The sequence below is a fragment of the Chryseobacterium sp. G0201 genome (assembly GCF_003815655.1).
Taxonomy (GTDB): domain Bacteria; phylum Bacteroidota; class Bacteroidia; order Flavobacteriales; family Weeksellaceae; genus Chryseobacterium.
The window spans coordinates 705,486-731,742 of sequence record NZ_CP033917.1; the positions used below are offsets into that span (position 1 = coordinate 705,486).

The window sequence follows — 26,257 nt, forward strand, 5'->3', positions numbered from 1 at the left end:
TTTAATCTTAAAACTTCAACCCTTACATTTCAAAAACAAAAAACCCGACTTAAAAGCCGGGTCATAATTTTAATTCTATTTGGTTTTATCTTTTTATAACTTTTATGGATTGTGATTCTTTTTCAGAATTAACTTTCAAGATATAAGTTCCAGCAGGTACTTTTCTCATATCTATTAATGCTTTATCTGAATTTACATTTTCAACAATCACTCTTTGTCCTATCGTATTATATACTTCTACATTTTTGATTTTATTCACATCATTAATAGAGATAAAATCAACCACAGGGTTTGGATAATAATTAAGTTTCTTCTTAGCAACATCCTGTACCGCTAAAACAGTTGTAGTAAACTCATAGCCACCAAGATCCGGTGTTGTTGCACTTCTGGCATTTCCATCAGCATCCACTGTCACTTCTGCAACCGGTGTTGCTTTATTATCAAGAGTAGAATTACCCGCTGATGCTAAATGAAAATCTGTAGCAGAAACAAATGCAGGAAGAATATTGAGAGAATTTACGTTGCCTCCAAAACCTGTTTGTATATCTGATAAAGCAGCTCTTGCAGAACCTATAAACCCAAGATTTGCTCCCGATGAATAATAATCATTATAATTAATATTGGAGAAAACTGTGTTTGCAGCACCAGAATAAAGCACATATCTGTCGCCAGCCTGTGTTTGGCTGTTTACAAAAATATTATTTCTTAAATCTATTGCTCCCGCAGTAGTAACAGTTGACAAAGCATTGAATGCTGAAGGTCTTCCTGCCACTGTCTGGCTCGCATCCATTACAACAGTATTGTAATATATTTTATATCCGCCGCCTGTGCCGACTACAATTCCGTTACCGTTATCATTTACTCCGCCACCTGCAGCGTATCCGTATCCTGATACACCATTTACAATATTATTTGATATCAAAGTATTTGCAGCAGGATTTGTAGAAGCTACATAAATACCTTGAGAGCCGTAGCCATTGATATTCGTATTTTTAATGGTACTTACTTTATTTTTATCTATAATTACTCCATTCGTAGCTGTACCCGCTACATAAATTCCGGTAAAGATAGTACCCGTTCCGCTTGACGTAAAATTGTTAATATTATTACTTCTTATGATAACATTAGCAGCTGCTGATGCCCCCGTATTTCCGGATGTAACCGTAATTCCTGTTGCTCCTCCTGCGCCGGTACCGGTATATCCAAGATTCGTAATTGTATTTGAAGTTATTGATGAATTCACCGTTCCAGTCGCAAACCAAACTCCTCTTTTAATTTCGGCATTTGCGGTTTCAAAATTCCCAATCGTATTATTGGTAACTGTTGCTCCGTCTAATCCTTGTAAATATATCCCCACCAATCGGTTAGCATCTGCTCCGGTCGCAGTAAAATCATTACCTGTAACCAATGTATTTGCTCCGTTACCAGCAGCTATCGCCGTAAACAGATACATTCCTATATAAGATTTTTTTACGGAGTTATTTTGAAGAGTAACATTATTAAAATATCCTCCCGTAGGCGTTGTATTTCCGTCATACATGATAAAAGCTGAAGAAGTATTAATACCATTAACGATATTTAAATTCTTAACAACAATATTTGTATTTGCTGCCGCCGCAGAGGTAGCTATAAAGTTAATAACCTGCGGTGCTGTTGTAGCTGTATTGGTAAATGTAAGATCACGCGTTGTTCCTGCGGGTGTATTACTTCCGTCTAATGTAATATTACTTCCCAGAATTCTTACGAGCGTTGAGCTTGCTAAATTTCCTGAAATAGTTGGAGTTGCTCCGGTTGCGGGTTTTATAGCAACAGAAGTGTAATTTGTTGTTCCTCCACTTGCATTTAAAACAGCCACCGCTGTTTCTGTAGTATTTGCTGTAATACTTATATTAATAGCTCCCTGATGTGTTCCTGCATTAATTGCGTCAAATGCATCTTTTAATGTAGTATAGGTTCCCGTTGTTGTGCCTGAAGTAGCAGCCAAACTTACTTGTGCATTTAAGTTCACTGCAGCAGCACTTACAGCAATAAAAAATAGAATTTTTTTCATGGTATCGTTATTTGGATTTGATTATAAATATATGTAAAATATTCAATAAAAATTTAAAATAAATTAATTTAACACAAATAATTTAATATCAAACTAAATAAAAACCAATTAATTAAGTGTTTTTAACATCAATTCAAATCCCAATATATGCATGATAAAACTTACTTTTTTTAATGTTTTATAATTTCGTAAATTTGCACCATGATAAAGATAGGCAACATAGAACTGCCGGAATTTCCGCTTTTGTTAGCGCCCATGGAAGATGTAAGTGATCCTCCATACAGACGCTTGTGTAAGATGCATGGTGCAGACTTAATGTATTCAGAATTTATTTCTTCTGAAGGGTTAATTCGTGACGCTATGAAAAGCCGAAAAAAATTAGATATTTTCGATTATGAAAGACCTGTCGGCATTCAGATCTTTGGTGGAGACGAAGAAGCAATGGCAATGTCTGCAAGAATTGTAGAAACCGTAAATCCTGATCTTGTAGATATTAATTTCGGATGTCCCGTAAAAAAAGTAGTATGTAAAGGTGCCGGTGCAGGAGTTTTAAAAGACATCGACTTAATGGTACGCCTTACAAAAGCTGTTGTAAGCTCTACCCACCTGCCTGTAACCGTGAAAACACGTTTGGGATGGGACAGTCATACGATTAATATTGATGAAGTAGCAGAACGTCTGCAGGATACAGGGATTAAAGCGTTAACGATACACGCAAGAACGCGTGCTCAAATGTATAAAGGTGAAGCTGACTGGGATCACATTTCAAGAATTAAGCAAAACCCAAATATTGAGATTCCAATTTTTGGAAATGGTGATATTGATTCTCCTGAAAAAGCTTTAGCATACAAGCAAAAATATGCCTGCGACGGAATTATGATAGGTCGTGCAGCTATTGGCTATCCTTGGATTTTTAATGAAATAAAACATTTCTTTAAAACTGGAGAACACTTGCCGGAACCTACAATTTTCGACAGATTATTAGCCGTTCGTCAACATGCAGAATGGAGCGCAGAGTGGAAAGGAGAAAAATTGGGACTTATCGAAATGAGACAGCATTACAGCAATTATTTCCGTGGAATTCCTCATTTTAAAGATTTCAGAAGAAAATTCTTAGAAGTATATACTTTAGAAGAAATGGATGAAGTGATTAAAGAAACTCAAGCCTTTTATGAAGAATATCAAACTCAATTATAAACAAAAAAGACCATCAATATATGATGGTCTTCTTTTATTATTTAAAATTAAATATTTTAATATCCTTCTGAAGAAGACTGATTTTTAATTAATCCTAATGCTGAAGAAGTTCCTATTCTTTTCACTCCCATGTTGATCATTTTCTCGGCATCTTCAGGAGTTCTTACACCTCCCGCTGCTTTCACAAGAAGTTTTCCGGCATTATCAAGCATAATTTTTACACCTTCAAATGTTGCTCCGTTAGGCTTTCCACCGGTAGTTTCATAAAAGCCTGTAGAAGATTTCACGAAAATATTCGAAAGATCATTTTCAGAGAAATTTTCTTCTGCCCAATTGGACATTTTTTTAGTAAGATCAGCAATCTGCTCATCAGTTAAAGCCGCGATCTCAATGATCCATTTTGCAACCTTCTGATTTTCAATACACAATTGTGTACATTTTACAAATTCTTCTTTTACCAGTTCAAAATCTCCACTTAGATAGGCATTATAATTAATAACAAAATCTAATTCGTCTGCTCCGTGTTGTATTGCTTTTGAGGCTTCTGCAAGTTTTTCATCAACAGAATAAGTTCCTTCATGAAAACCAATCACAGTTCCTACAATAACATCTGAATTCCTTTCCTGAATATACTTCTTGATCTCGGACACATAATCCGGACGGATCATTACTGCAAAGATGCCATTATCAATAGCTTCTTGAGCGAGATCTTTGTCTTTCTGTAAAGTTTCTTCGTTTGAAATACCCGATTGCGCAGGAGTTTTCAAATATGTTGAATCCAAATATTGAGCAATATTCATAATCTGTTATACTTTCAATTGTCTGTAAATACCTTGCTCCAAAGATATGAAAGTTTCTGTTCTTGTCACTCCTTTTAGCTTCTGAAGTTTACTAAGAATCATCATCAAATGATCATTATCCTTACAAAGTACTTTTAGGAAAATTGTATAATTTCCTGTGGTGTAATGCGCTTCTACTACTTCATTGATTTCTTTTAAAGCTTTTACAACTTCAGGATAATGACTTGGCTGATCTAAAAATACACCGATATAAGAAATTACTTTATACCCGATCTTTTTAGGATTCAGAAAAGAGATTGAATTCTCAATAACTCCTGCATGCTCCAGCTTTTTAATTCTCTGGTGTACAGCAGTTGTTGAAATTCCTACATTTTTTGAAATGTGAGCTAAAGAAGTCTTAGCATTATCCATCAACATGTAGATGATCTCCTTGTCGATTGAATCTAAATGGTAGTTTGCGTTTGTTGAATTTTTCATTTTTTCTACTTTTTTTAATTATTTATGTTTTTACATTGTGTTATAAATCTCTAAATTTTACAAAAACCGGAAAATGATCGCTATACCCACCCAAATACCGTGTACCGGCATAAGTTCGGAAGGGTCTTCCTTCAAAATTCCTGTTCCTACTGCTTATTTTCTCAGAGTTGAACACTTCAGCCTCCTGAAATGATAAACCTACATTATCAAATAATGATTTTGATAATATAATCTGATCAAACAGCAATCCGGATTTATAATGAAAAGTAGAATAATTTCTTGTGGAAAACAGTTGCTGGAAAGGGTTTTCTAAAACCTTCTCACTAGCATTGTCATAGAGAATTTTTACTAAATTTTCATCATCTGGGTTTTCGTTAAAATCACCACACAAGATTACATGTTCCTTATCATTTATTATATTCAAGATCCGCCCCCGAATCTCGTTCAATATAAAAGCTCTTTTGGGTTTATTAATATCTTTTTCTCGCTTTGAGGGAAGGTGCGCGATAAAGACATTAATAATCTCTCCTTTATATTTCACTTTAGAATACAATACATCTCTTGTTGTGTCGTAGTTTTCTGTGTTTTTATCTATAATTTCAAAGAAGAAAGTAATGGTTTCTGAGTCTATTACTTCTACTTTATTTTTATCATATAACAGGGCAACATCTACATTCCTCTCATCCATAGAATTGTAGTGAATGATGCCATATTCTGAATTAAAGGGTTCCAATTCTACAAGATCTTCCAATACTTTCCTTCCGGATACCTCAGACAGACCTATCATAAATGGTAATACCCCATTTTCCTCCTTCATTAATTGAAATACGTGCGCAATTTTTAAAAGCTTGTTCCTGTATCTTTTCTCGTCCCAGTTTCTTAATCCTGATTTTGTAGGATCCAATTTATGAATTGGTGTGGGATCGGGCAAAAATAAATTTTCAACATTGTAAAAACTGAACAACTCCATTGTCTCGCATTTCTATTCTTTATTTTTATACTTTAATTTCAATATGTAAATTTATTATTTTTTTTCAAATATGGTTAATTTATTTACAATATATTTACATTAATTTAATACTTAAAACAACCATAATTAAATAATAAAAATAACTAATTATAAATATATAATTAAAATTTTTAATCGTTTTTAAGTTTACTTTTATAAAACCAAAGCAAAACAGTATATAAAATTTAAAATATTTAGAATAATAATCTATTTTAAGCAGTATTAAACGATTATATTTAAATCTTACACACTCTTATTGCAATTATTATTCCATTTTTTCAATTAATTATTCTAAAAGTAAAAAAAATGTTTCTGATTAACGAATTTAAGTAACTATTTCGAGAGTAAATCAGGACGTTTTTCTTTTGTAATTCTCATTGCTTCATCGTGACGCCATTCTTCAATTTTAGCAAAATTACCGCTTAATAAAATTTTAGGAACATCTAAACCTTTATAACTTTCAGGTCTTGTGTAGATTGGCGGCGACAGAAGATCATCTTGAAAACTATCTGTCAAAGCACTCTGCTCATCATTCAAAACTCCAGGAACCAAACGGATAATTGAATCCGCAAGAACACATGCAGCCAATTCACCACCCGTAAGAACATAATCTCCTATCGAAATTTCTTTGGTAATATGCAGATCTCTAAGCCTTTGATCGATGCCTTTATAATGTCCGCACAAAAAGATCAAATTATTTTTAATAGAAAGCGTGTTGGCTATTTTTTGATTTAAAGTAACACCATCCGGTGTAAGATAGATTACTTCATCATATTCTCTCTGAGATTTAAGCTCTGAGATACATTTATCCAACGGTTCGATCATCATTACCATTCCTGCTCCGCCTCCGTAAGGCTCGTCATCAATCTGCCTGTGTTTATTAATTGACCAATTTCTCAATTGGTGAAAATGAACTTCTACCAATCCTTTATCTACCGCTCTTTTCAAAATAGAAGTCTGAAAAGGACTTTCCATCAATTCAGGAAGTACGCTTATAATGTCAATTCTCATTGTACTGTTTCGTTTTTCTTATTTGGTAAAATAATCAATCTTAAAGATGAATCTTTATTAAAATAGCTCCACATCCAATTGAAGAACACGGCAAGTTTATTTCTTACACTCAAAATCAACATTAAGTGTAAAAACATCCAAAAATACCACGCAAAAAAGCCCTGGAATTTTATAAATGGTAAATCCACAACTGCTCTGTGTTTCCCGATGGTTGCTAAAGATCCTTTATCTTCATATTCATATTCCTTCCATTCACCGGAATTTTTCTTCAAGAAATTTTTACCTAAATTTTTTGCTTGATTAATTGCTACATTGGCAACCTGTGGATGCCCCTGTGGATATTTTGGAGTTTCCATGTAGGAAATATCTCCGATTGCATATATATTATCGTATCCTTTTATTTTATTAAAACGATCTACGATATATCTGTTTCTGTTTAATTTGTCCTGAGGAAAACCATCTACAACGTTTCCTGTGACTCCAGCTGCCCATATTACATTGTTTGAAGGAATACTTTTTCCGCTTTTCATGTGAACTTTATCGCCATCATAATCAGTCACATATTCTTCACTCATAAAAGTTACTCCCAGATCTTTAAGATATTTTTCTGACTGAACCTGAGCTTCAGGACTCATTACCGCAAGGGGTTTTTCTGTAGAGCTTATCAAAATGATCTTTAGATTATCAAAATTCATATAAGGATAATCTCTTGGAAGAATTTCTTTTTTCATTTCAGCAAAAGCTCCGGCTAGTTCAACACCTGTCGGTCCGCTTCCTACGATAACGATATTCCAGTTTCCGTCGTCGCTTCGGCTTTTCTCAATGATCAGCTTTTCGAAGGTCATCAAAACATGATTTCTGATACCGATTGCTTCCTGAGTATTTTTCATCCCGAAAGCCTTACCTTCAAGATCTTTATTACCGAAAAAGTTCGTTTTACAACCTGTCGCGATGATTAATTTATCGTACGTAAATTCTGCTTCATCAGTGATTACTTTATTATTGACAGCATCAATTTCTCTAACCTCCGTTAAACGAAATTGCGTATTTCTCGATTGCTGAAAAATTTTCCTGAAGGGGAAAGAAATATTGGAAGGTTCTATCCTCCCACACGCTACCTGATAGAAGAGCGGCTGAAACATATGATGATTAACTTTATCCAGAACAATTACCTTTTTGTTCTTGTTATTCAACGTTTTTGCAAGTTGTAGTCCCGCAAAACCTCCTCCTATAATGATGATCTTTTCGCGTGTTTCCATATTATACAAATTTACTGATTTTATTTAGCATTTTAGTCGTTAAAAAGTTAGTTTTGCAAAACTTTATGACACAAAAAAAGTACACCAAAAAAACTGCCAAAAAAATTCATAACAACAGGCGAAAAAATTATTTTTTCCGTCGGAAAATTGTCTTGGCAATTTTAATTGTTGCTTTATTGGGAACCGGATTATATTTAAAACAGTCTGTAAGCTATTATTACGCACTATACTTTAATAAATTCATTCATAAAAAACTTCATAATAACGAAACAGAAACCTTAAGAATTCAAAAAATTCTATCAAATAATCTTGATAAAACGTATGGTTTCGACATTTCTCATTATCAAAACCGGGAAGATATAAAATGGGACAGCCTGAGCATCGGCAATAAAACCATTCCACTGGAATTTGTCGTGATGAGAGCCACAATGGGAAACCGAAATGCCGATAAACATTTTGACGAATTTTGGCAACAGGCAAAAAAACATGAGTTGATCCGTGGAGCTTATCATTTTTACAGAGCTGATGAGGATCCAGTGATTCAGGCGAATAATTTTCTGGCTAATGTAAAACTGGAAAGTGGAGATCTTCCCCCAATTTTAGATATTGAAAAAATTCCGAAACGTAAAACGAATAAAAAGTTAATTGAAGACTTAAAGGTTTGGTGCAAGATTATTGAGGAAACATACGGAGAAAAACCTATTATTTACACTTATTATCATTATTACAAAGACTTTTTAAAAGGTGAATTTGATGACTATCCGCTTTGGCTGGCCAATTACAATGACGTTCCTACTCCATCTCCTGAAGGTGACTGGGATTTCTGGCAGTTTACTGAAAACGGGATCGTTCACGGAATCAATACCAAAGTAGATCTGGATATTTACAATGGAAGCTTATGGTCTTTGAAGAGATTGACGATAGATTAAATTATTTTCCCAGAAATTCTAAAATATCATTATTTAATTCTTCAGGGTTTTCAAAAGGGATAAAATGCGTTCCATTTTTATAGATTTTAAGTTCAGAATTAGGAATCTGCTTCGCGATAAATTCCGTATGTTCTTTTTTAATCACATCATTTTCTCCGGCAATTACTAAAACAGGATTTTGAATTTTGTTTAAAGAATTTTTAGGGATATTCGGTTCTTTCAGCATAATTTTCAACAAACGGATCTCGTTGAATTTCGCAGGATTATTTTCAGCCTGCAAAACCTGAAGCTGAGTTTTCATATTATTCAAAAGTCGCGAATCTACTCCTTCAGGAAATACGTTAGCTCCTATCGTTACAAGTTTTTTTAGATGATCGGGATATTTTAAAGCAAATTCAAGACCTGTATTTCCGCCATCACTCCATCCAACGATATTTATTTTTTTCAAACCTAATTCATCAACCAAAACTTTTACATCATCAGCGAAAATTTTATAGGTAAAATAGGTTTTTGATGTATCTGTACTTTTCCCCTGACCTCTTGTATCCAGTGCTATTACTTTATAATATTTAGAAAGTTCAGGAATCTGCTGATAAAATTCCTGAATACTTCCACTGTTTCCATGAAGCAAAACCAAAGACTCACCTTCGCCATATATTTCATAATACAGATCTGTATTTTTTAGCTTTAATACCTTTCCTGCAGAGGAATTTTTACCGTAAATAGAATTTTCTTTTTCCATATTATATTTGCTTAGATCCGGAATAAGACCTGTAAGATTTTCATCAGAAGCAACAGTTTCGTCTGTTACATTTTTACCGTTTTTATCCACTTTTACATCAATATTTATAGCAGGAGCAGCGATCGACATTTTCTTCCAATCTCCATAAAACTCCCTAATATAACCCGTCCTGAATAATGCAGCACTAATAGTTATCCGCCCCTCAAATCTCTTCAGAAACTGTATTCCTATAAAAAACTTTCCCTGAACCCAAATATTTCTATCATTAACGTCTAAGGTAAAAGCTCCGTCTTTGATCATATCTTCGGTTAATTCTACCGTAATTTCATCATCCAGAATCGTTTTATCCGGAAAACCATTCTTTTCAGAATAAATACTGTAACGCATCAAAACAGGTTCATTGGATTTATAACTTGCAATATTCAGATGAATATTTTTAATCTTTGCTCTTTTATTAGTATTAAATTCTAAAGCTGTTTCACCCAAAAAGTTAGTATTATTCAAATCAGGGTTTACGTTGTACATTACACTTTTTGTTTTTGTATTTACACCCCAATTTTTGTCAACCAATTTCTTAGCCACAATTTTTACTTCCTCAATATTTTTAACTTTCTCATTTAAAAATATTTTTTGAGAATTTTGTTTTGAAAAGTTTTGAACAGACTCCGAATAATTTACATAACCGGGAACCTCTATCCTCACTTTATGATTTACATCACTCCTTGAAAGATCAATTGAAAAATTTCCTTTTTCATCTGAGATCACTCCAGTTTTTTCTTTTTCAACACCGATTTTCACATAAGGAATTGGCTTATTTTCTTCTTTAGAAAAAACAGTTCCGGAAATAACCTGTGCATTAAAGTAAAAAGCTGAAAATAGAAGAAATAAAATGTTGAATTTTTTCATGGTAAAGTTTAATGCAAAAATGTTCATTTCTTTCATTAAAAATTCCCAACAGCGTATTAAATTTAACTTCCGTTTAGTTAAATTTATGGTAAAACATTACAAATAGATTACATCAAATTCTATCGTTATAATATATTCATAATTTCTGCCCAGGAATTCACTCTTTTATACTCCTCGTTTTCTAAAAGCTGATTATGAGGTTGTGTAAATATGAATTTTTCTCCCTGAAAATGATTTAAATTCTTCGGATAATCATCAATCATTATATCTCCTGAAATTATTTTTTTACTACCACAAAGGACAATCTGCTCCCAAGTGATGAATGGAAAATGCTCCGCCAGCCAATCGTATTTTTCTCTCAGACTATTTGGAAACTCCATCCCGGCAGAAACTACATAAAGCTCATATTTCTCATTTAAATATTTTATTGCCTCATAACTTCCTTCCATTAAACGTGCCGTCCTGAAAAAACCAGGCTCATGAACATGTGTTTTGCAATTTGGAAATGCTTCCAACTCAGTAAGACCAATTAAATCTGCTACATTCAGTTCTTTGCCGGAATCTCTTTTTTCAAGGGCAATAAGCTGATGATATAAATCCGACATCACCCCGTCCATATCAACAATAATTCTCTTCTTCATTTTGAATATTTTAAATTAAAAAACGAATTTACAATATATCAAAAAAAATAAAAAATATCATTTTCTGAAAGGTCTTCTTTGAACCCATTCAGCTTTTGGATTTAATGAAGAAAATAGTCTTCCCATGAATTGATTCAAAAGAATATTATTATGTTTTATCAAACCGAAAATTTCAATGGGCTCTGCGCCAATAGTTGACTTTATTTCTAACGCAGTCCTTCCGAAAATAATTCTTTTAAATTTGTTATTAATTGAAGATTCCACCATGTCTAAAAGCATATTCAGATACAATTGCTTTTCCTTTTGAAGCTCTTTATTGTAGCCTAAAAAGTACGTATCAATATCTTCATTATTGAGAATTAAAGTGTAAAATCCGATCAATTTTTGATCTAAAAAATATCCGAAAATTTTAAAATTTTGATTTAAATTTTCCTTCATGCTTTGAAAATGATTTTCAGCAAGAAAAAAAGTATTGAACGGAGCATTTTCTGCTACGTTTTGATAGAGAATATTCATTTCATTTTGATATTTTTTTATATTTTCAAAACTCATCTCTTTTTTGTCTATTCCTTCGAATTTCTTTCTGGCAGAGCGGGCTCTTGTTCTGTATTTTTTGGAAAAATCATTCAAATAATCCTCAAAAGTGCTCCAATTTTCTTTTAATTTCAACATCATATTGGGCTGAACAGAAAATCGAAAATATTCCTGATGGTTTTTATCTTTAAAATATTGAACAAAATTGGACTGATAATCTTTGTAAATAATCAAAGACGTTTTTCTGATCTTTTTCTGCATTGTCTGAACAGCCAGATCCAAAAGTGGAATAACTTGTTCTAAAGTAATTTTGTCAGCATCAAAATAAAATCCGTTCTGGCCTGTCAACATATTGTTTCCCAGGATCATCACATCTTTACTGAATATTCGGGCAAAGAAATTTCTGATATTACCCCAAATTTCATTTTTCTGAAAAGTTGCATGATTCTGAAAATTTAAATATTGAAATAAAGCGCCGCCAATCAAATCATTATCAATGAAAAATCCGACATAATAACATTGCATATTATCAGGTCTCGAAGATTCCAAGACATGGAAATATTCTTTGGAAAGCATAATGTTTTTATTTCCGAGCGCAACATTCCACTGTAAAGGCAGTTCCGAAACACTATTATATATTTTTAAATTATATGGCACCCGTTGTGTATTTTGGAAATAAAATTTTAAATAATTGATAATCCATAGTTTTTATTTTCGTTTTACTTACATAAACGAATGAGCTTTGCTTTTTCTTTAATTATATGATTTATTTTTCAATCCATCTTTGTTTATACTTGCAATAATTAAAAGCAAAATAAAAGCTACTATTAGAATATACTAGATTAACCTGAACATAGATGTTACTTATATTTAAAAACAAACTTTCGACTGCACAGAGAGCTATATAACATAAAAAAGGCCACAAATGTAGCCTTAATTTAGAACGTTAGAATTTTATTTTTGGGTAACCCAGTTAAAACTGTCTGGCGCGTACCAACCACAGACAATTCCGCCCATAATGGTGATCGTTATCGTCCAATATGCAGTATTAATGAAAGTATATTTCCATGATTTCCTTTCAAACATCGCATTAATTGCCGTGAGTGGAAATACAAATAAGACTCCAGCCATAAAACAATGCAAAGCGCCGTGGCCAAAAGAACGATAAGCTGTTCCATAATCTTTCATAAAGGCAAAAAAAGAAGGTTTTGCGTTCATTTCATCTCCACCTACCATTCCTAAAGCTCCAAACTGATGAATAGTAATCATTTGCAAGAAAAAAGCAATTAGAAATGATAGAATAAATGCAAAAACAAAGGCAAATCCCATGTTTGAACCTTTCATTTTCTCTTCGGTCAATCCGACCTCCTGCATCCAAACAGTTCCTAAAATTTTTGGATGGTACCAGATAAATCCCATAATAAGGGGTACTAATGCGGCTACCGCAATAGCCAAAAAGTTAATTTGCATCATAGTTTTAGTATTTTAATTTATTATATCAAATCTACATCAAAAATCAATATAAAATAAATTTTACACAAATCAAAACCACTTTTAACTAATAATTAAAAGCAAAACAGAAGAAACTTAGTCAAAAACCCAACATCAATCTGCATTTTTATACTAATCATGAAAACAATATATGGTTTAAAAGATCTTTATATAATAGTATTAATAAGTTTTAAGTGTTTACATTTTCGTATTTTTGCCGCTCAATTGAATTCTTAAATCAAACCATTACATTCCAATGAATTACGTTTCTGTCGAAAATCTCACCAAATCTTATGGCATCAAAGTTTTGTTTGAAAATATCTCTTTCCATGTAAATGAAGGAGATAAAATTGCTATTGTTGCCAAAAATGGAAGCGGAAAATCTACCCTTCTTAAAATTTTGATGGGAAAAGAAATTGCAGACAGCGGAACTGTAGTTATTAATAAAGACATTCAAGTTGTTTTGTTTGATCAGGAAATCGAGTTTGATTCCGATCTAACGATTGATGAGTTTATGATGACGCTTGATTCAGCGCCCATTCAGGCACTGAAAAATTATCATAAGTCACTACTTTCCACAGATTACGATTTTATTGAAAAAGCTTTGGCTGAAATGGAAATCCATAAAGCTTGGGATCTTGAGAATGATATGAAACAAATTCTTTCTCAGCTAAAGATCACAGATCTTGATGCCAAAATGGGTACGCTTTCCGGAGGGCAGATCAAACGTGTTGCGTTAGCAAAATTATTGACTGAAACCAGAGCTGAGCACCGCCACACACTTCTTATCATGGATGAGCCTACCAACCACCTTGATGTGGAAATGGTAGAATGGCTGGAAAGTTATTTGAGTAAGGCTAAAATCACATTAATACTGGTAACGCACGACAGATATTTCTTAGATGCTGTTTGTGGAATTATCTGGGAAATGGAAGATAAAAATCTGTATTTCCACAATGGTTCTTATGCAACGTATCTTGAAAATAAAATGATTCGTGAGGATAATATGAATTCTACCATCGACAAGGCCAATAATCTTTACAGAAAAGAATTGGAGTGGATGCGAAGACAGCCAAAAGCACGAACTACAAAATCGAAATCCAGACAAGATGACTTTTACGAAACTGAAAAAATAGCTAAAACCGATACCAGAAAAGAATCCTTGGAGCTTGATTTCGAAATGAAAAGGCTCGGAAATAAAATTCTGGAACTTAGAGATATTTCTAAAAGTTATGGAGATAAATTATTATTAAAAGATTTCAGTTATCAGTTTCAACGAGGGGAAAAAGTAGGAATTGTAGGAAAAAATGGTGCCGGAAAATCTACATTATTAAATATTATCCAAGGTCTTGAACCAAAAGATTCCGGAGAAATTGAAACCGGAGAAACCATTAAATTCGGGTACTTTTCACAAAAAGGACTTAAATATAAAGAAGACGAAAGAGTAATTGATTTCATCAAAGAAATTTCTGAAAACTTTCCTTTAGCCAACGGAAGAACGATCTCTGCATCACAGTTTTTGAGGTTATTTTTATTTGATGATCAAACACAATATTCACCTATCTCAAAACTTTCAGGAGGTGAAAAAAGAAGACTGCATTTGATGTATATTTTATATCAAAATCCAAACTTTTTGATATTTGATGAGCCTACGAATGATCTTGATCTTCCGACTTTGACGGTATTGGAAAATTTCTTATTGAACTTCCAAGGAAGTCTAATCATTGTTTCTCACGACAGATATTTTATGGACAGAATTGTTGACCATATTTTAGCGTTTGAAGGTGAAGGAAAAATAAGAGATTTTATTGGAAATTTCTCAGAATACAGAGAAAATTTAAAATTAGAAGAAAAAAATCCGAAAGCTGTTGTTGAGAAAAAAGTTGAAACACCTGTTGCTGCTCCTACTCCCGTTTCATCTCCACAGGCTCCCAAAAGAAAACTTTCTTTTAAAGAACAAAGAGAACTGGAAACTATTGACAAGGAAATTCCTCAATTGGAAGAACAACGTGCAAAGATTCTTGAGCAGCTTAATAATGAAAGCGAATACGAGAAAATTGCTAAACTTTCAGCAGAGTTAGAAGCAATTTCTGAGAAATTAGAAAACCATGAAATGAGATGGTTGGAGCTTCAGGAAATTTAATTGAGTTATAAGTTTTGAGTTATAAATTATAAGTTGAGATGCTTCGACTACGCTCAGCATGACATTTCTAATACTAAACTGTCTAATTTTAACAGTAAATTTTTAGCGATGTAATGCTGAGCGTAGTCGAAGCATCTCTTTTTATATAAATTTAACTTATTCTTTAAACCAAATTTATAATCTTCCCAGCATTAGAACTCTCCCACGCAGCATCAATAATCTTCATATTCTGAATGATCTCTCCTGCCGGTGACGGTAAATAATATCCGAAAACAATGTGTTCGTAGATATTTTGATAATAATTCATGTAATTTCCGGGTTCGCTTGAAGTAAGAATTCTTTCCGTTTCTGAATTTTCATTTAAAATATTTAAAATTCCATCTGTTTCTTTTAAAGGAATCGTCCAGTCTTTACCATAAACAGGAATTGCCCCGGCAACCAATTCATTTTCCTGATTATCTGTTCTTTCCTGTAAAAAGCTTCCTTTTTCACCGTGAATTACATAAGCATAATGCGCTTCTTTACTGAAAACAGAAGATTTTAATCTTACTCGTAAATCATTCTTATAATAAAGAAGAATCTCAAAATAATCATTCGCAAATTCTTCTCCTTTCATTGAAAATACATCTGCAAAAAGTTTTTCAGGAAAACCAAAATACTGTACTGCCTGATCTACCAAATGCGAACCCAAGTCATGAAGTGATCCCGAACCAGTTGCTTGAGGATCTTCTTTATGGGCTTTTCCGCTCGCAGTTGTACGGAAACGATCAAAACGAATTTCAGTTTCTTTGATTTCACCTAATTTTCCTTCACTGATTATTTTTTGAACCTGAAGAAAATCACGGTCAAATCTTCTGTTTTGATAAACACTTAAAAATAAACCTTTTTCTTCGGCTAATTTTACCAATTCTTCGGCTTCAGAAACATTTACGGTAAAAGGTTTTTCAACAATAACATTTTTCCCAGCTTCAAGAGCCATTTTAACATATTCGAAATGAGTCTGAACCGGAGTGTTTACTACAACCAATTCAATATCAGCATGAGCTAACATCTCTTCTACCGATTTGTAGATCGTAGCATCAGGATATTTTTCTTTTGACTCTTCTTTACTTCTTTCCACAACAGCCGACATAAAAAATCCCGGATGTTCTTTTAAAAAAGGAGCATGAAAAATTTTTCCACTCATCCCAAAAGCACAAAGACCAACTTTTACCAATTGCATAATTTTATTTTTAACAAATATATTTATAAAAAACTTTCTATCATATAATCTATCAATTTTATAGGAACAATCCATCATTGTTTAAAAATATGATATAAATCATGATATTATTTTAAATTAGTCTAAATAATATATCTGCTTATTCATACATTTGCGCCTTATTTAAAACCACTCTAAATAAAGTAAGAATGAAAAGACAAGTTACAACCTTAAGCTTCATCGTATTGGCTACCACTGTCAGTGCACAAATGAAGTTTACACCTGAAAATGATACAATTAGAATCCAGACCATCGAAGACGTAAATCTTCATAAAACAGGAAACCCTAATAAGGCAAAGCCACTATCTATCAAGTCAAATCTTACGATAATGGAAACGCCACAGCCGATTTCGATTGTTACTCACGAAATCATTGAACAACAACAGGCAAAACAATTGAGTGATGTTCTTCAAAACGTAAACGGTGTTTATCTTACTTCTGCAAGAGGTGGTTCGCAAGACAGTTTCGGAGGTCGTGGTTTTATTTTCGGAAACGATAATATCTTTAAAAACGGATCAAGAATTAACAGCGGAGTTTTCCCTGAGGTAAGTGGTTTAGAAAGAGTTGAAGTTTTAAAAGGAGCCAATGCAATGCTTTATGGAAATGCTGCTGCAGGAGGTATTATTAATATGATTACTAAAAAGCCTAAGTTTAATTTCGGAGGAAGTGTTGGATTAAATGGCGGAAGCTGGAATTCTTACAAACCTACAGTTGATATCTACGGCCCATTATCAAAAAATATTGCCTTCAGAGTAAATGGAGCTTATGAATATGCAGAAAGTTTCAGAGATGTGGTACAGTCTACAAAATATTATTTTAACCCTTCATTTTTATTCAATATCAGTCCAAAATCACAATTGATAGTTGAGGCTGATTATCTTAAAAATGACATTACACCGGATTTTGGAGTTGGATCAATTGAAAATAGAGATAAAAGCTATTCTTTGAATACTGGTGTAGACAGAAATGTCTTTTTTGGAACAGATTGGCAGTATCAGAATGTTGAACAAGTTTCGACGAATATTACTTTTAATCATCAATTTAATGAAAGATGGTCTTTAAACACTACTGCTGCTTATTCTAATTACACTAAAGATTATTTTTCTTCAGAAAGAGTACAGTGGGCTTTTGACAAAGTGCAAACTAATCGTATTTCATGGGCAAGACCTTTTGGTAAAACTTACAACGAACAAAACTATACTTCTGCACAGGTGAATTTGAATGGTGAATTTAACACCGGAAAAATTAATCATAAAGTATTATTTGGTACTGATGCAGATTACAACCAAGCAGATTCTTATGCTTATAATGTAAGTGCCCCAGCGAATGTATTATTCTTAGACGATCCTTCAACATGGGGAAATGTACCAATGCCAAATAGCAATAAAAATTCTAAGACTAGAGTAAATACCAGAAGAATAGGTGTTTATGCTCAGGATTTTATCAGCTTAACTAAAGAGTTTAAAGTAATTGCAGGATTACGTTGGTCATATATTCAAAATATGCCTTCTATAAAAGAAACTGAAGCTACTAACAGTAAACCTTATGACAAGAGTTTCGTTTCCAATTCTTCTACTTCAGACCAAGCTTTTTCTCCAAAAGTAGGTTTAGTTTATACACCAAATGAAAATCTTTCTGTTTTTGCAACGTATACTAATTCTTTTATAGCAAATACCGGACAGACAATATTTAATGAAGCTTTGAAGCCAACAACTGTTGATCAATATGAAATCGGAGCTAAGAAAAATATTTGGAACAATGCAGTTGCCATTAACTTATCTCTATATCAAATCATCAATCAAAATTCTTATCAAACTGCCCTATTTAAAGCAGATGGAACTACAAATATTGACACCAACTTTAAAGAATTTGTAGGTAAAATGCGTAGCCGAGGTGTAGAATTGGATATCACAGGTAATCCGATGCCAAACCTTTCCATTATTGGAGGTATTTCTTATAACAATTCAGTATATTTAGATACGCCAGACAAAGTGGGTTATATAGAAAATCAAAGATTGGTGAGAACGCCTGCTACAACAGTAAATGCCTCTGTATTTTATACCTTTACTAAAGGAATTAAAGGCTTGAAAGTAGGAGCAAGTGCTTATTATATCGGCGATAGATTGGCAGGATGGAATGACACAAAAACGGGAAGCAGTACAAGTTTAGAAGCAAGAAATGGCGTAAGCAGAAGTTTTGAATTAAAAGATTACACAACTGTTTCACTATCTCTAGGCTACGAATGGAGTAAATTCTCAATCCAAGGAAAAGTGGGTAATTTATTTGATGTTGTAAATTACAATGTTCACGAAAATTATTCTGTAAACCCTATTACGCCTAGAAATTACTATTTCACATTAACATATAAACTTTAATAATTTAATATTATTAATAATTTCATCATTCAAAGTGGAAGTTGCATTTTTGCAGTTTCCACTTTTGAAATTTAATAAACAAAGATATTGATACATGGATAAGATTAAGGACACAAGAAGTTTTATGAGAATTACCCACCGTTATCTGGGATATTTCCTTGCAGGAATTATGGCGGTGTATGCTGTAAGTGGTGTTTTGCTAGTTTACAGAGATACAGACTTCCTTAAAAAAGAAAAAAAGTACGAAAAAACATTTGCTAAAAACCTTAGCGAAAAAGAATTAGGCAAAGAAATAAAAATAAAGAATTTCGAGGTAGAAAAAACGGAAGGTAATATTTTAAAATTCAAGCAGGGGACTTATAATTCTGTTACAGGTGAAGCCAAATACTCTAAAAAAGAACTGCCATTTGTTTTAGATAAGATGACAAAACTTCACAAAGCGCAATCTAAAGACACATTATCACCATTAAATACATTTTTTGGCGTGTCTTTATTCTTCTTTGTCATATCAAGTTTCTGGATGTTTAATCCAAAGACTAAAATCTTCAAAAGGGGAATGATTTTTACCGTTGCAGGGCTTATAGTTTCTATTATTCTCTTATTAATATAATATCATAAAATTATTCCCTAAATGTTAAAATAATCTGATATAGAAATCATTAATTCACGCTCTAGTTCTAAAAAAAACACCTGACATTGAGCAGTCTGGCACATTTGTTGTTTAATCCTTACTTTAAGAATAATAAACATTAATTATTAAAAATTATAAATTATGAAAAAACTAATTCTATCAGGGATATTAGCTGTAGCTGGATTAACTACTACAATGAATGCTCAAATTCAGGAAGGTAACTGGTTAGTTGGAAGTAGCCTTTTATCTAGTAATTTTGGGTTAAACACTGGTGGTGGTTATAGCATTGCATTACAGCCAAAAGGTGCATATTTTATTAAAGATAATGTAGCAGTTGGTGGATATGTAAACTTAGGTATCAGTAAAGTAACAAATGGTAGCCCGACAGACTTCACTTACGGAGTTGGTGCTTTAGGTCGTTATTATCTATCTCCGGGTGAGAAAGGTGTTGATAACTTATTAAACCACGGACGTTGGTTCTTCGAAGGTAACTTAGGCGTTGGAGGTAGATCTGTTGAAGGAGGTAACTCTACAACTGGTTTAGACTTCGGTGTTGGTCCTGGTTATTCTTACTTCATTACGCCAAATATTGGTCTTGAAGGTCTAGTAAAATACCAAGGTCAGTCAGGATTCGGTAACGAAGGGTTAAACTCTAACATTACTTTCAACGTAGGTTTCAGTATTTACTTACCAACATCTAAAGGTAAGCAGATTCTTAACGACGCAAAATAAGAAATCACTTCACATATACATATAGTATACAAATGAAATCGCCCCGAAATATATTTCGGGGCGATTTTCGTACAAATTAAAACTAAACTATAAAAAATCAAATAAATCACGTATTCGGTTGTGGTGTATATCTCAGATAAGGCTTGATTTCTGTAACGCCTTTCGGAAATATTTTCCTCGCATCTTCTGTTGAGATCGACGGCGGAACAATAACATCTTCACCATCTTTCCAATTCACAGGTGTTGCAATTTTATGTGAGTCAACTAACTGAAGAGAATCCAACACTCTAAGAATTTCATCAAAATTTCTTCCAGTTGAAGCAGGATAAGTAATAATTAATCTTACTTTTTTCTCAGGGTCAATAATTAGTAAAGAACGAACTGTTGCTGTCAACGAAGCATTCGGGTGGATAAAATCATATAATTCGGAAACCTTTCTGTCTTTATCTGCAATGATAGGAAACTTTACGTCCGTATTCTGAGTCTCATTAATATCTTTGATCCAATTCTGATGATCTTCTACCCCATCTACACTTAAAGCAATTACTTTGGTATCTCTTTTTTCAAATTCAGATTTTAATTTTGAAGTGTAGCCAAGTTCCGTGGTGCACACAGGTGTATAATCTGCGGGATGCGAAAACAAAATCCCCCAAGAATCTCCCAAATAATTATAAAAATCTACATCTCCTAAAGATGATTCAGCCTGAAAGTTGGGTGCGGTATCTCCTAATTTAATTGACATAATATTCTGCTTTATTAGTCTACAAATTTAGTAGACTTTTTGAGACTGGCAAAATATTTGTTAAGAATTTATATATTTATTTAATAAAATTTTTATTTCATGCAGAAAAATGGTTTAAGTTACATCGATGTTGTATATAGAGTCTTGGAAAACTGGTATTTAAAGTTCGCAGAACTTACCCCAAAATTAATTGTAGGGATCCTGGTTTTCACCTTTTTTCTGATTACAAGTAAATATTTAAGTCAGACAGCTGTAAAAATCTTCCATAAACTTTTCCCGAAAAGCAAAAAAGAAAGTTCTTTAGTGACATTGATCGGAGTTTTCAGATTTCTGATCATGATCATGGGAAGTTTTATTGCCTTGGAAATTATGGGATTCAGTGGTTTCCTTTGGAAATTCATCGGAAGTTTGGGAGTTGCCGGAGTTATTGCCGGGGTGGCTTTGAAAGATCTTGTTTCAAGTATATTCTCTGGAATGCTTATTGGGATTGATAAAGCCTTTAAGATCGGAGATTATATCACAATAGGCGCTCATTCCGGGACGGTGCAGGAAATTGGTTTTTTAACCACAAAACTCATCACAGACGACGGAAAGAAGGCTTACATTCCCAATCAGGTAATTTTTAACGCTCCTTTTTATAATATTACGGCTTCACCTCAACGAAGAATTATTTTAAATTTTGAAATTCCGGGAGATGAAGACCTCAACAAAGCTCAACAAGGTATTTTAGAGATCATCAAGAGCCTGGAAAATGTTGATAAACTAGATACGTTAGAAGTTATTTTCACAGACCTGAAACAAGGTGCATTCACGTTACAGGCGAAATTCTGGATGAAGGTTGGGGCAAATATGGTTCAACTAAAAAGTGAAGCTTTAATGAAGATCAAGCAACGTCTTGATGCAGATAATATTCAGCTGGTAACGCCCACAAGTATTAGTATTACGAATGGAGAAAGCCTTATCAATGAAAAATCATGATTAAATAAATAGAAGTTATTTATTACTAACCACAAAATATACTCTAAACACGTTAGAACACTTAAGTATTTAAAGTTTAAATATGAGAAAATAAAAAACTTAAGTGCTCTTTTAAGTATAATTAAGTTAACTAAACAATAACTTAAGTGTTAAAAATAATTTTATTTTCTTAGATTAAAAAAAGAAAAAACCGTTCCAAAAATGAAACGGTTTTAATTTTATATAAGAATCTTAGTCTTAAGCTAAAACTTCTTTTACTTTGTTTGCAGCTTCTTCTAAAGTAATTGCAGAGTGTACAGGAAGACCTGACTCGTCAATTAGTTGCTTAGCTTCTACAGCGTTAGTTCCCTGTAATCTTACGATCAATGGAACCGGAAGGCTACCCATTGCTCTGTAAGCATCTACAACACCTTGAGCAACTCTGTCACATCTTACGATACCTCCGAAGATGTTGATCAAGATTGCTTTTACGTTAGGATCCCTCAAGATGATCCCGAAAGCAGTCTGTACTCTCTGAGCATCAGCAGTACCTCCAACGTCCAGGAAGTTAGCAGGGCTACCACCAGATAATTTGATGATATCCATAGTTGCCATTGCAAGACCAGCTCCGTTTACCATACAAGCAACGTTACCGTCTAGTTTTACGAAGTTAAGACCAGCTTCACCAGCTTCAACATCCATTGGATCTTCTTCTCTTGTATCTCTTAATGCTTCAAGATCTTTGTGACGGAACAATGCGTTACCATCCAAAGTTACTTTAGCATCTACAGCGATAATTTTGTTATCAGAAGTTTTCAACACAGGGTTGATCTCGAAAAGAGAAGCATCAATTCCTGTATAAGCATTGTAAAGAGATGCAATGAATTTTGTGAATTCTTTGAATGCATTTCCTTCAAGACCTAAGTTGAAAGCAATTTTTCTAGCCTGGAAACCTTGAAGACCTAAAGCAGGATCAATGATTTCTTTGTGGATCAAATGAGGAGTTACTTCCGCAACGTGCTCAATATCCATACCACCTTCAGTAGAATACACGATTGTATTTTTACCTTCAGCTCTATCTAAAAGAATAGAAACATAAAATTCTTTAGTTTCAGTTTCTCCCGGATAATAAACATCTTCTGCAACCAAAACAGAGTGTACTTTTTTACCTTCAGCAGAAGTTTGTGGAGTAACCAACTGCATTCCGATGATGTTTTGAGCGTTTTCTTTAAGTTTATCCATGTTTGGAGAGAACTTTACACCACCACCTTTACCACGACCACCTGCGTGAATTTGTGCTTTTACAACCCAAGCCTGAGCTCCTGTTTCAGCAGTCAATTTTTCAGCAGCTGCTACAGCTTCTTCTACATTGTTCGCTACGAAACCACGTTGGATAGCAACTCCGTACTTTGATAAAATCTCTTTTGATTGATACTCGTGAAGATTCATATTATTTTTATTATTTTATTTTAAATTTTAAAGGTTGACAAATTTACTAAAAAGACATGGAAGTTCAAGTTTATTGACTTAAAAATTCAGACAGTCTTTAGTATTTTTTCCGCGATCTAAATTAAGCAAAGATTTAAAATATAGAAAACTGCAAAAAAAAGATAAAATTTTCAAAGTCTTTACGACCCTATTTGTACCTAAATATAATTGACGAAGGTTTAAAACACCATTGTTTGAACCAAATACAAAATACATTTATCGAAAATACTATTGTTTGCGACCACATAAAAACTATTTTTATTTAAAACAACAGTGTTTGTAATCAAATACAAAGTACTTTTGTTTCCCACAATATTGTTTGCAACTAAATACTGTTTTATTTGCAATAAATCACTCAAATTATTATCAGATTAGTAAAAAAAATCATTCTTCTTCCAATCTTTCTGACTGGGATCCAATAAATGGAATTCTCGGAGCAAGAAAATATCCTGTTAAACTTGCAAAAAGTATCGGAACAAAATATGTAAACCCGGTTAAAGTACCCAAGATAATGGTTGTACTCATCGGAGTTCTCGTTACACACGCATTAATAGCCGCCATACAACTTACAATTGCTAGTGTTGTATCAACGGTCGGAAATAAATTATGAATAATCAACCCCAATGTTGTTCCCACAAAGAAAAGCGGAATGATAAAACCACCTCTCCAACCCGAAGTTACGGTAATTGCGATGGCTAATATTTTAAAAATTAAGATTAAAATTAAAAAGTTTAATGCAAAATTTCCGTTGATAATCTGGTTGATCTCGTTATGCCCAAAATATCTTGTGATCGGAAAATAGAAAGCGATAATTCCTAGAATAACTCCGCCCACAAAGGTTTTAATATAAATTGGTAAATTTCTGTATTCAAAAACTTTCTTGAAAAATTTAACGACAAAAATAAAGATCCAGCCAAATAAAGTTCCTACAATTCCAAAAGCGGTTGCATAGGCAAAATCGTAAACTCCTGTGTAATGGTATGCCTTCAGATCCCAAGTCGCCCCGATTCCCAAATGGATGATCAAAGCAAACATCAGATAACTGAAACAGCTCGCTACCAAAGCAGGAATAATGGCTTTATAATATTCAACGGCATGTTTATGATGTAGAATTTCTAAAGAAAAAAGACTTCCTCCAAGCGGAGCACCAAAAAGTGCCGTAAAGCCAGAAGCCATCCCGGCAATACTCAAAGAACGGAGTTCTTCACCTTTCAATCTGAAAATTTTCCCAAGCCAAGTTCCGGTAGAACCCGTCACCTGAACCAAAGGCGCTTCCGGACCTAAGCTTCCACCCGATGCCACACAAAAAAGTGATGACAAAATCATGGAAGGATTATTTTTCGGTTCTAATTTTCCTTTATTAAATCTGATATTGTTAACAATCAAATGAATTTCTCCCGGATCTCCGATAAAGTGAATCACCAAACCTGCCAACAGACCACAAATCGCCATCGTCGGAATGACCATCCAACCTTGAAATTGAGCTAAAAACTCAGTGAAATGTTCAAGGACGATCCAATATAATCCAGCAATAACTCCACCGACAAGACCTGTAAAAGCCCACATAAAAAAGGTTCGACTAAACACAAACGGATTAAATCTGATGGGTTGATCCAAAAGATCAAATGTTTTGATAAGTCGCCTTCTTCTATTGATTTTCATTTTAATTTATTTTTAAACAGTAAAAGAATCTCATCATTTGTCCTTACTGATTATTACAGCGTTTACAATACGTGCTTTATTCAAATCTTAACACAATTGGCTGTGCAAAGTTTTGAACAATAGGTTTTTTGTTATAAATCAAAGGTTTCTCCAAACCTCCAACCGTATAAAGGAACAATGCGCTGATGATACCGAATTCTGTATCAGATGATCCGCTATATTTTACTTTTTTGAACTTCCCATCCACATCAATTGTAAAATTCAATTTACAACGGTAGACTCCACCATCAATATCTTCTATTAAATAAACAGGAAAATCAACCGTCAACTGTTTCTTCAACGCTCCAAGCTGTTGGTAATTTTCAACCTCAGCAATATCAATCGAATTATTTTTCACTTCTTCCGGAGGGGTAATTCCTGTTTGACGTACATTGTTTTCGATCTGTATTCCGGTTGTTGCTTTGAATAAAATCGTTGGATCTGCCTTTCCGATCAGCACCTCTTTGTCATAGATGCTTTGATACAGGCTTTTCAGATTCTTTAATTTTTCACCGTAAAAACCTCTATACTTTTGACTATATAAAGCCGCATCTTTTTTGTAATCATAACGTTTTACACTATCGGAAAAACGTTTCTGTATCTTTTTTATTTCAGTTAAAATATTTCCATTCATTAATGGTTGCTTCTCCTGGGCGTTTATTTTTTGAACACTTAAAGAAGAGATAATGAGGGTAATAAAAAATAATAAGAAACGATGATTCATGGTGTGATTTTTCAATAAACAATCTACACAAAATATTGCAGATCTACTTTTTTTGCTTGAGTTGCAATGATTAAATTCTATGCTTAGCAAAATAAACGATCAGCATTCCCCAGCTTACGATCATCAATAAACCTCCAAGCGGTGTGATTGGCCCTAAAAATTTTAGATTTGCTCCCAAATAATCTTGCAGACTCAAGAAATAAATACTGAACGAAAACAACATTGTTCCCGCGATCATTAAAATAGAAACCCACTTTTCTGATGATGTTTCAAATTTTAAAATATATCCAACGATCAATAAAAAGAAAGCTGCATACATTTGATATCTTACTCCTGTTTCAAAACTTTCCAGTCTTTCAACAGATAATATTTTCTTTAAAGCGTGCGCGCCAAATGCACCTAAAATCACTGACAACATGCCGTAAACAGCACCAAAGACTAAAGTTATTGTTTTCAT

The 26,257-nt window shown here is 33.3% G+C and carries 23 protein-coding genes; 7 read left to right on the forward strand and 16 right to left on the reverse strand.

The genetic code is table 11. The annotated features are described in order from the left end of the window. Positions 1–85: 85 nt before the first annotated feature. Positions 86–2,050, reverse strand: coding sequence for a T9SS type A sorting domain-containing protein (locus EG348_RS03150; RefSeq protein WP_123980595.1), 1,965 nt, complete (start codon positions 2,048–2,050; stop codon positions 86–88). A 201-nt stretch (positions 2,051–2,251) separates the two neighbouring features. On the opposite strand from EG348_RS03150, the gene dusB reads away from it, so the two are divergent. Then, entirely contained in the window at positions 2,252–3,247 is a 996-nt protein-coding gene (gene dusB, locus EG348_RS03155) for a tRNA dihydrouridine synthase DusB (protein WP_123980597.1), read from the forward strand. Positions 3,248–3,303: 56 nt separating this feature from the next. On the opposite strand, the gene deoC is transcribed toward dusB, so the two are convergent. The 5 genes from deoC to EG348_RS03180 form a co-directional block, all read right to left on the reverse strand. Further along, a complete protein-coding gene (deoC, locus tag EG348_RS03160) occupies positions 3,304–4,050 on the reverse strand; it encodes a deoxyribose-phosphate aldolase (protein ID WP_123980599.1) in 747 nt (248 codons plus the stop codon). Positions 4,051–4,053: 3 nt separating this feature from the next. Beyond that, the gene (locus EG348_RS03165; RefSeq protein ID WP_066755185.1) at positions 4,054–4,524 is read right to left on the reverse strand and encodes an Lrp/AsnC family transcriptional regulator; all 471 of its coding nucleotides are present in this window, start codon (positions 4,522–4,524) and stop codon (positions 4,054–4,056) included. 40 nt (positions 4,525–4,564) lie between these two features. Further along, positions 4,565–5,494 (reverse strand): endonuclease/exonuclease/phosphatase family protein, encoded by a 930-nt coding sequence (locus EG348_RS03170; protein WP_123980600.1) that lies wholly within the window; start codon positions 5,492–5,494, stop codon positions 4,565–4,567. Between the two features lie 372 nt (positions 5,495–5,866). Then, the gene (gene trmD / locus EG348_RS03175; RefSeq protein ID WP_123980602.1) at positions 5,867–6,544 is read right to left on the reverse strand and encodes a tRNA (guanosine(37)-N1)-methyltransferase TrmD; all 678 of its coding nucleotides are present in this window, start codon (positions 6,542–6,544) and stop codon (positions 5,867–5,869) included. Then, a complete protein-coding gene (locus tag EG348_RS03180) occupies positions 6,541–7,803 on the reverse strand; it encodes an NAD(P)/FAD-dependent oxidoreductase (protein WP_123980604.1) in 1,263 nt (420 codons plus the stop codon). The genes trmD and EG348_RS03180 overlap by 4 nt, the downstream gene beginning before the upstream one ends. Before the next feature lie 65 nt (positions 7,804–7,868). On the opposite strand from EG348_RS03180, the gene EG348_RS03185 reads away from it, so the two are divergent. Next, complete coding sequence (locus EG348_RS03185) at positions 7,869–8,732, forward strand: glycoside hydrolase family 25 protein (protein ID WP_123980607.1); 864 nt, start codon at positions 7,869–7,871, stop codon at positions 8,730–8,732. Between the two features lies 1 nt (position 8,733). Here EG348_RS03185 and EG348_RS03190 read toward each other — a convergent pair whose 3' ends face one another. The 4 genes from EG348_RS03190 to EG348_RS03205 all read right to left on the reverse strand — a co-directional run bounded on the left by EG348_RS03190 (position 8,734) and on the right by EG348_RS03205 (position 13,028). Then, positions 8,734–10,380, reverse strand: coding sequence for an alpha/beta fold hydrolase (locus EG348_RS03190; RefSeq protein WP_164463248.1), 1,647 nt, complete (start codon positions 10,378–10,380; stop codon positions 8,734–8,736). Positions 10,381–10,505: 125 nt separating this feature from the next. After that, a complete protein-coding gene (locus tag EG348_RS03195) occupies positions 10,506–11,021 on the reverse strand; it encodes a 5' nucleotidase, NT5C type (RefSeq protein ID WP_123980611.1) in 516 nt (171 codons plus the stop codon). 57 nt (positions 11,022–11,078) lie between these two features. After that, positions 11,079–12,212: an 8-amino-7-oxononanoate synthase gene (locus EG348_RS03200; RefSeq protein ID WP_123980613.1), complete on the reverse strand. Its 1,134-nt coding sequence runs from the start codon at positions 12,210–12,212 to the stop codon at positions 11,079–11,081. Between the two features lie 297 nt (positions 12,213–12,509). Further along, positions 12,510–13,028, reverse strand: a complete 519-nt coding sequence (locus EG348_RS03205; protein WP_317126997.1) for a DUF1761 domain-containing protein — start codon at positions 13,026–13,028, stop codon at positions 12,510–12,512. Between the two features lie 274 nt (positions 13,029–13,302). Between EG348_RS03205 and EG348_RS03210 the strand changes: the two genes are divergently transcribed. Then, positions 13,303–15,189 carry an ABC-F family ATP-binding cassette domain-containing protein gene (locus EG348_RS03210; protein ID WP_123980615.1) on the forward strand — a complete coding sequence of 629 codons (1,887 nt, stop codon included), beginning with the start codon at positions 13,303–13,305 and terminating at the stop codon, positions 15,187–15,189. Positions 15,190–15,352: 163 nt separating this feature from the next. Here EG348_RS03210 and EG348_RS03215 read toward each other — a convergent pair whose 3' ends face one another. Continuing rightward, the gene (locus EG348_RS03215; RefSeq protein ID WP_123980617.1) at positions 15,353–16,411 is read right to left on the reverse strand and encodes a Gfo/Idh/MocA family oxidoreductase; all 1,059 of its coding nucleotides are present in this window, start codon (positions 16,409–16,411) and stop codon (positions 15,353–15,355) included. Between the two features lie 188 nt (positions 16,412–16,599). Between EG348_RS03215 and EG348_RS03220 the strand changes: the two genes are divergently transcribed. From EG348_RS03220 to EG348_RS03230, 3 genes are all read left to right on the forward strand, one after another. Further along, positions 16,600–18,825, forward strand: a complete 2,226-nt coding sequence (locus EG348_RS03220; RefSeq protein WP_123980619.1) for a TonB-dependent siderophore receptor — start codon at positions 16,600–16,602, stop codon at positions 18,823–18,825. Between the two features lie 94 nt (positions 18,826–18,919). Next, complete coding sequence (locus EG348_RS03225; protein WP_123980622.1) at positions 18,920–19,435, forward strand: hypothetical protein; 516 nt, start codon at positions 18,920–18,922, stop codon at positions 19,433–19,435. Between the two features lie 162 nt (positions 19,436–19,597). Continuing rightward, positions 19,598–20,188 (forward strand): hypothetical protein, encoded by a 591-nt coding sequence (locus EG348_RS03230; protein WP_123980624.1) that lies wholly within the window; start codon positions 19,598–19,600, stop codon positions 20,186–20,188. A 106-nt stretch (positions 20,189–20,294) separates the two neighbouring features. On the opposite strand, the gene EG348_RS03235 is transcribed toward EG348_RS03230, so the two are convergent. Next, positions 20,295–20,930: a peroxiredoxin gene (locus EG348_RS03235; RefSeq protein WP_123980626.1), complete on the reverse strand. Its 636-nt coding sequence runs from the start codon at positions 20,928–20,930 to the stop codon at positions 20,295–20,297. Between the two features lie 99 nt (positions 20,931–21,029). On the opposite strand from EG348_RS03235, the gene EG348_RS03240 reads away from it, so the two are divergent. Then, positions 21,030–21,908: a mechanosensitive ion channel family protein gene (locus EG348_RS03240; RefSeq protein ID WP_123980628.1), complete on the forward strand. Its 879-nt coding sequence runs from the start codon at positions 21,030–21,032 to the stop codon at positions 21,906–21,908. A 237-nt stretch (positions 21,909–22,145) separates the two neighbouring features. On the opposite strand, the gene sucC is transcribed toward EG348_RS03240, so the two are convergent. The 4 genes from sucC to EG348_RS03260 all read right to left on the reverse strand — a co-directional run bounded on the left by sucC (position 22,146) and on the right by EG348_RS03260 (position 26,257). Further along, positions 22,146–23,336 carry an ADP-forming succinate--CoA ligase subunit beta gene (sucC, locus tag EG348_RS03245; RefSeq protein WP_123980630.1) on the reverse strand — a complete coding sequence of 397 codons (1,191 nt, stop codon included), beginning with the start codon at positions 23,334–23,336 and terminating at the stop codon, positions 22,146–22,148. 423 nt (positions 23,337–23,759) lie between these two features. Next, positions 23,760–25,037 (reverse strand): chloride channel protein, encoded by a 1,278-nt coding sequence (locus EG348_RS03250; RefSeq protein ID WP_123980632.1) that lies wholly within the window; start codon positions 25,035–25,037, stop codon positions 23,760–23,762. Between the two features lie 76 nt (positions 25,038–25,113). Beyond that, positions 25,114–25,800, reverse strand: coding sequence for a hypothetical protein (locus tag EG348_RS03255; protein WP_123980635.1), 687 nt, complete (start codon positions 25,798–25,800; stop codon positions 25,114–25,116). A gap of 70 nt (positions 25,801–25,870) precedes the next feature. After that, complete coding sequence (locus EG348_RS03260) at positions 25,871–26,257, reverse strand: DUF423 domain-containing protein (RefSeq protein WP_123980637.1); 387 nt, start codon at positions 26,255–26,257, stop codon at positions 25,871–25,873.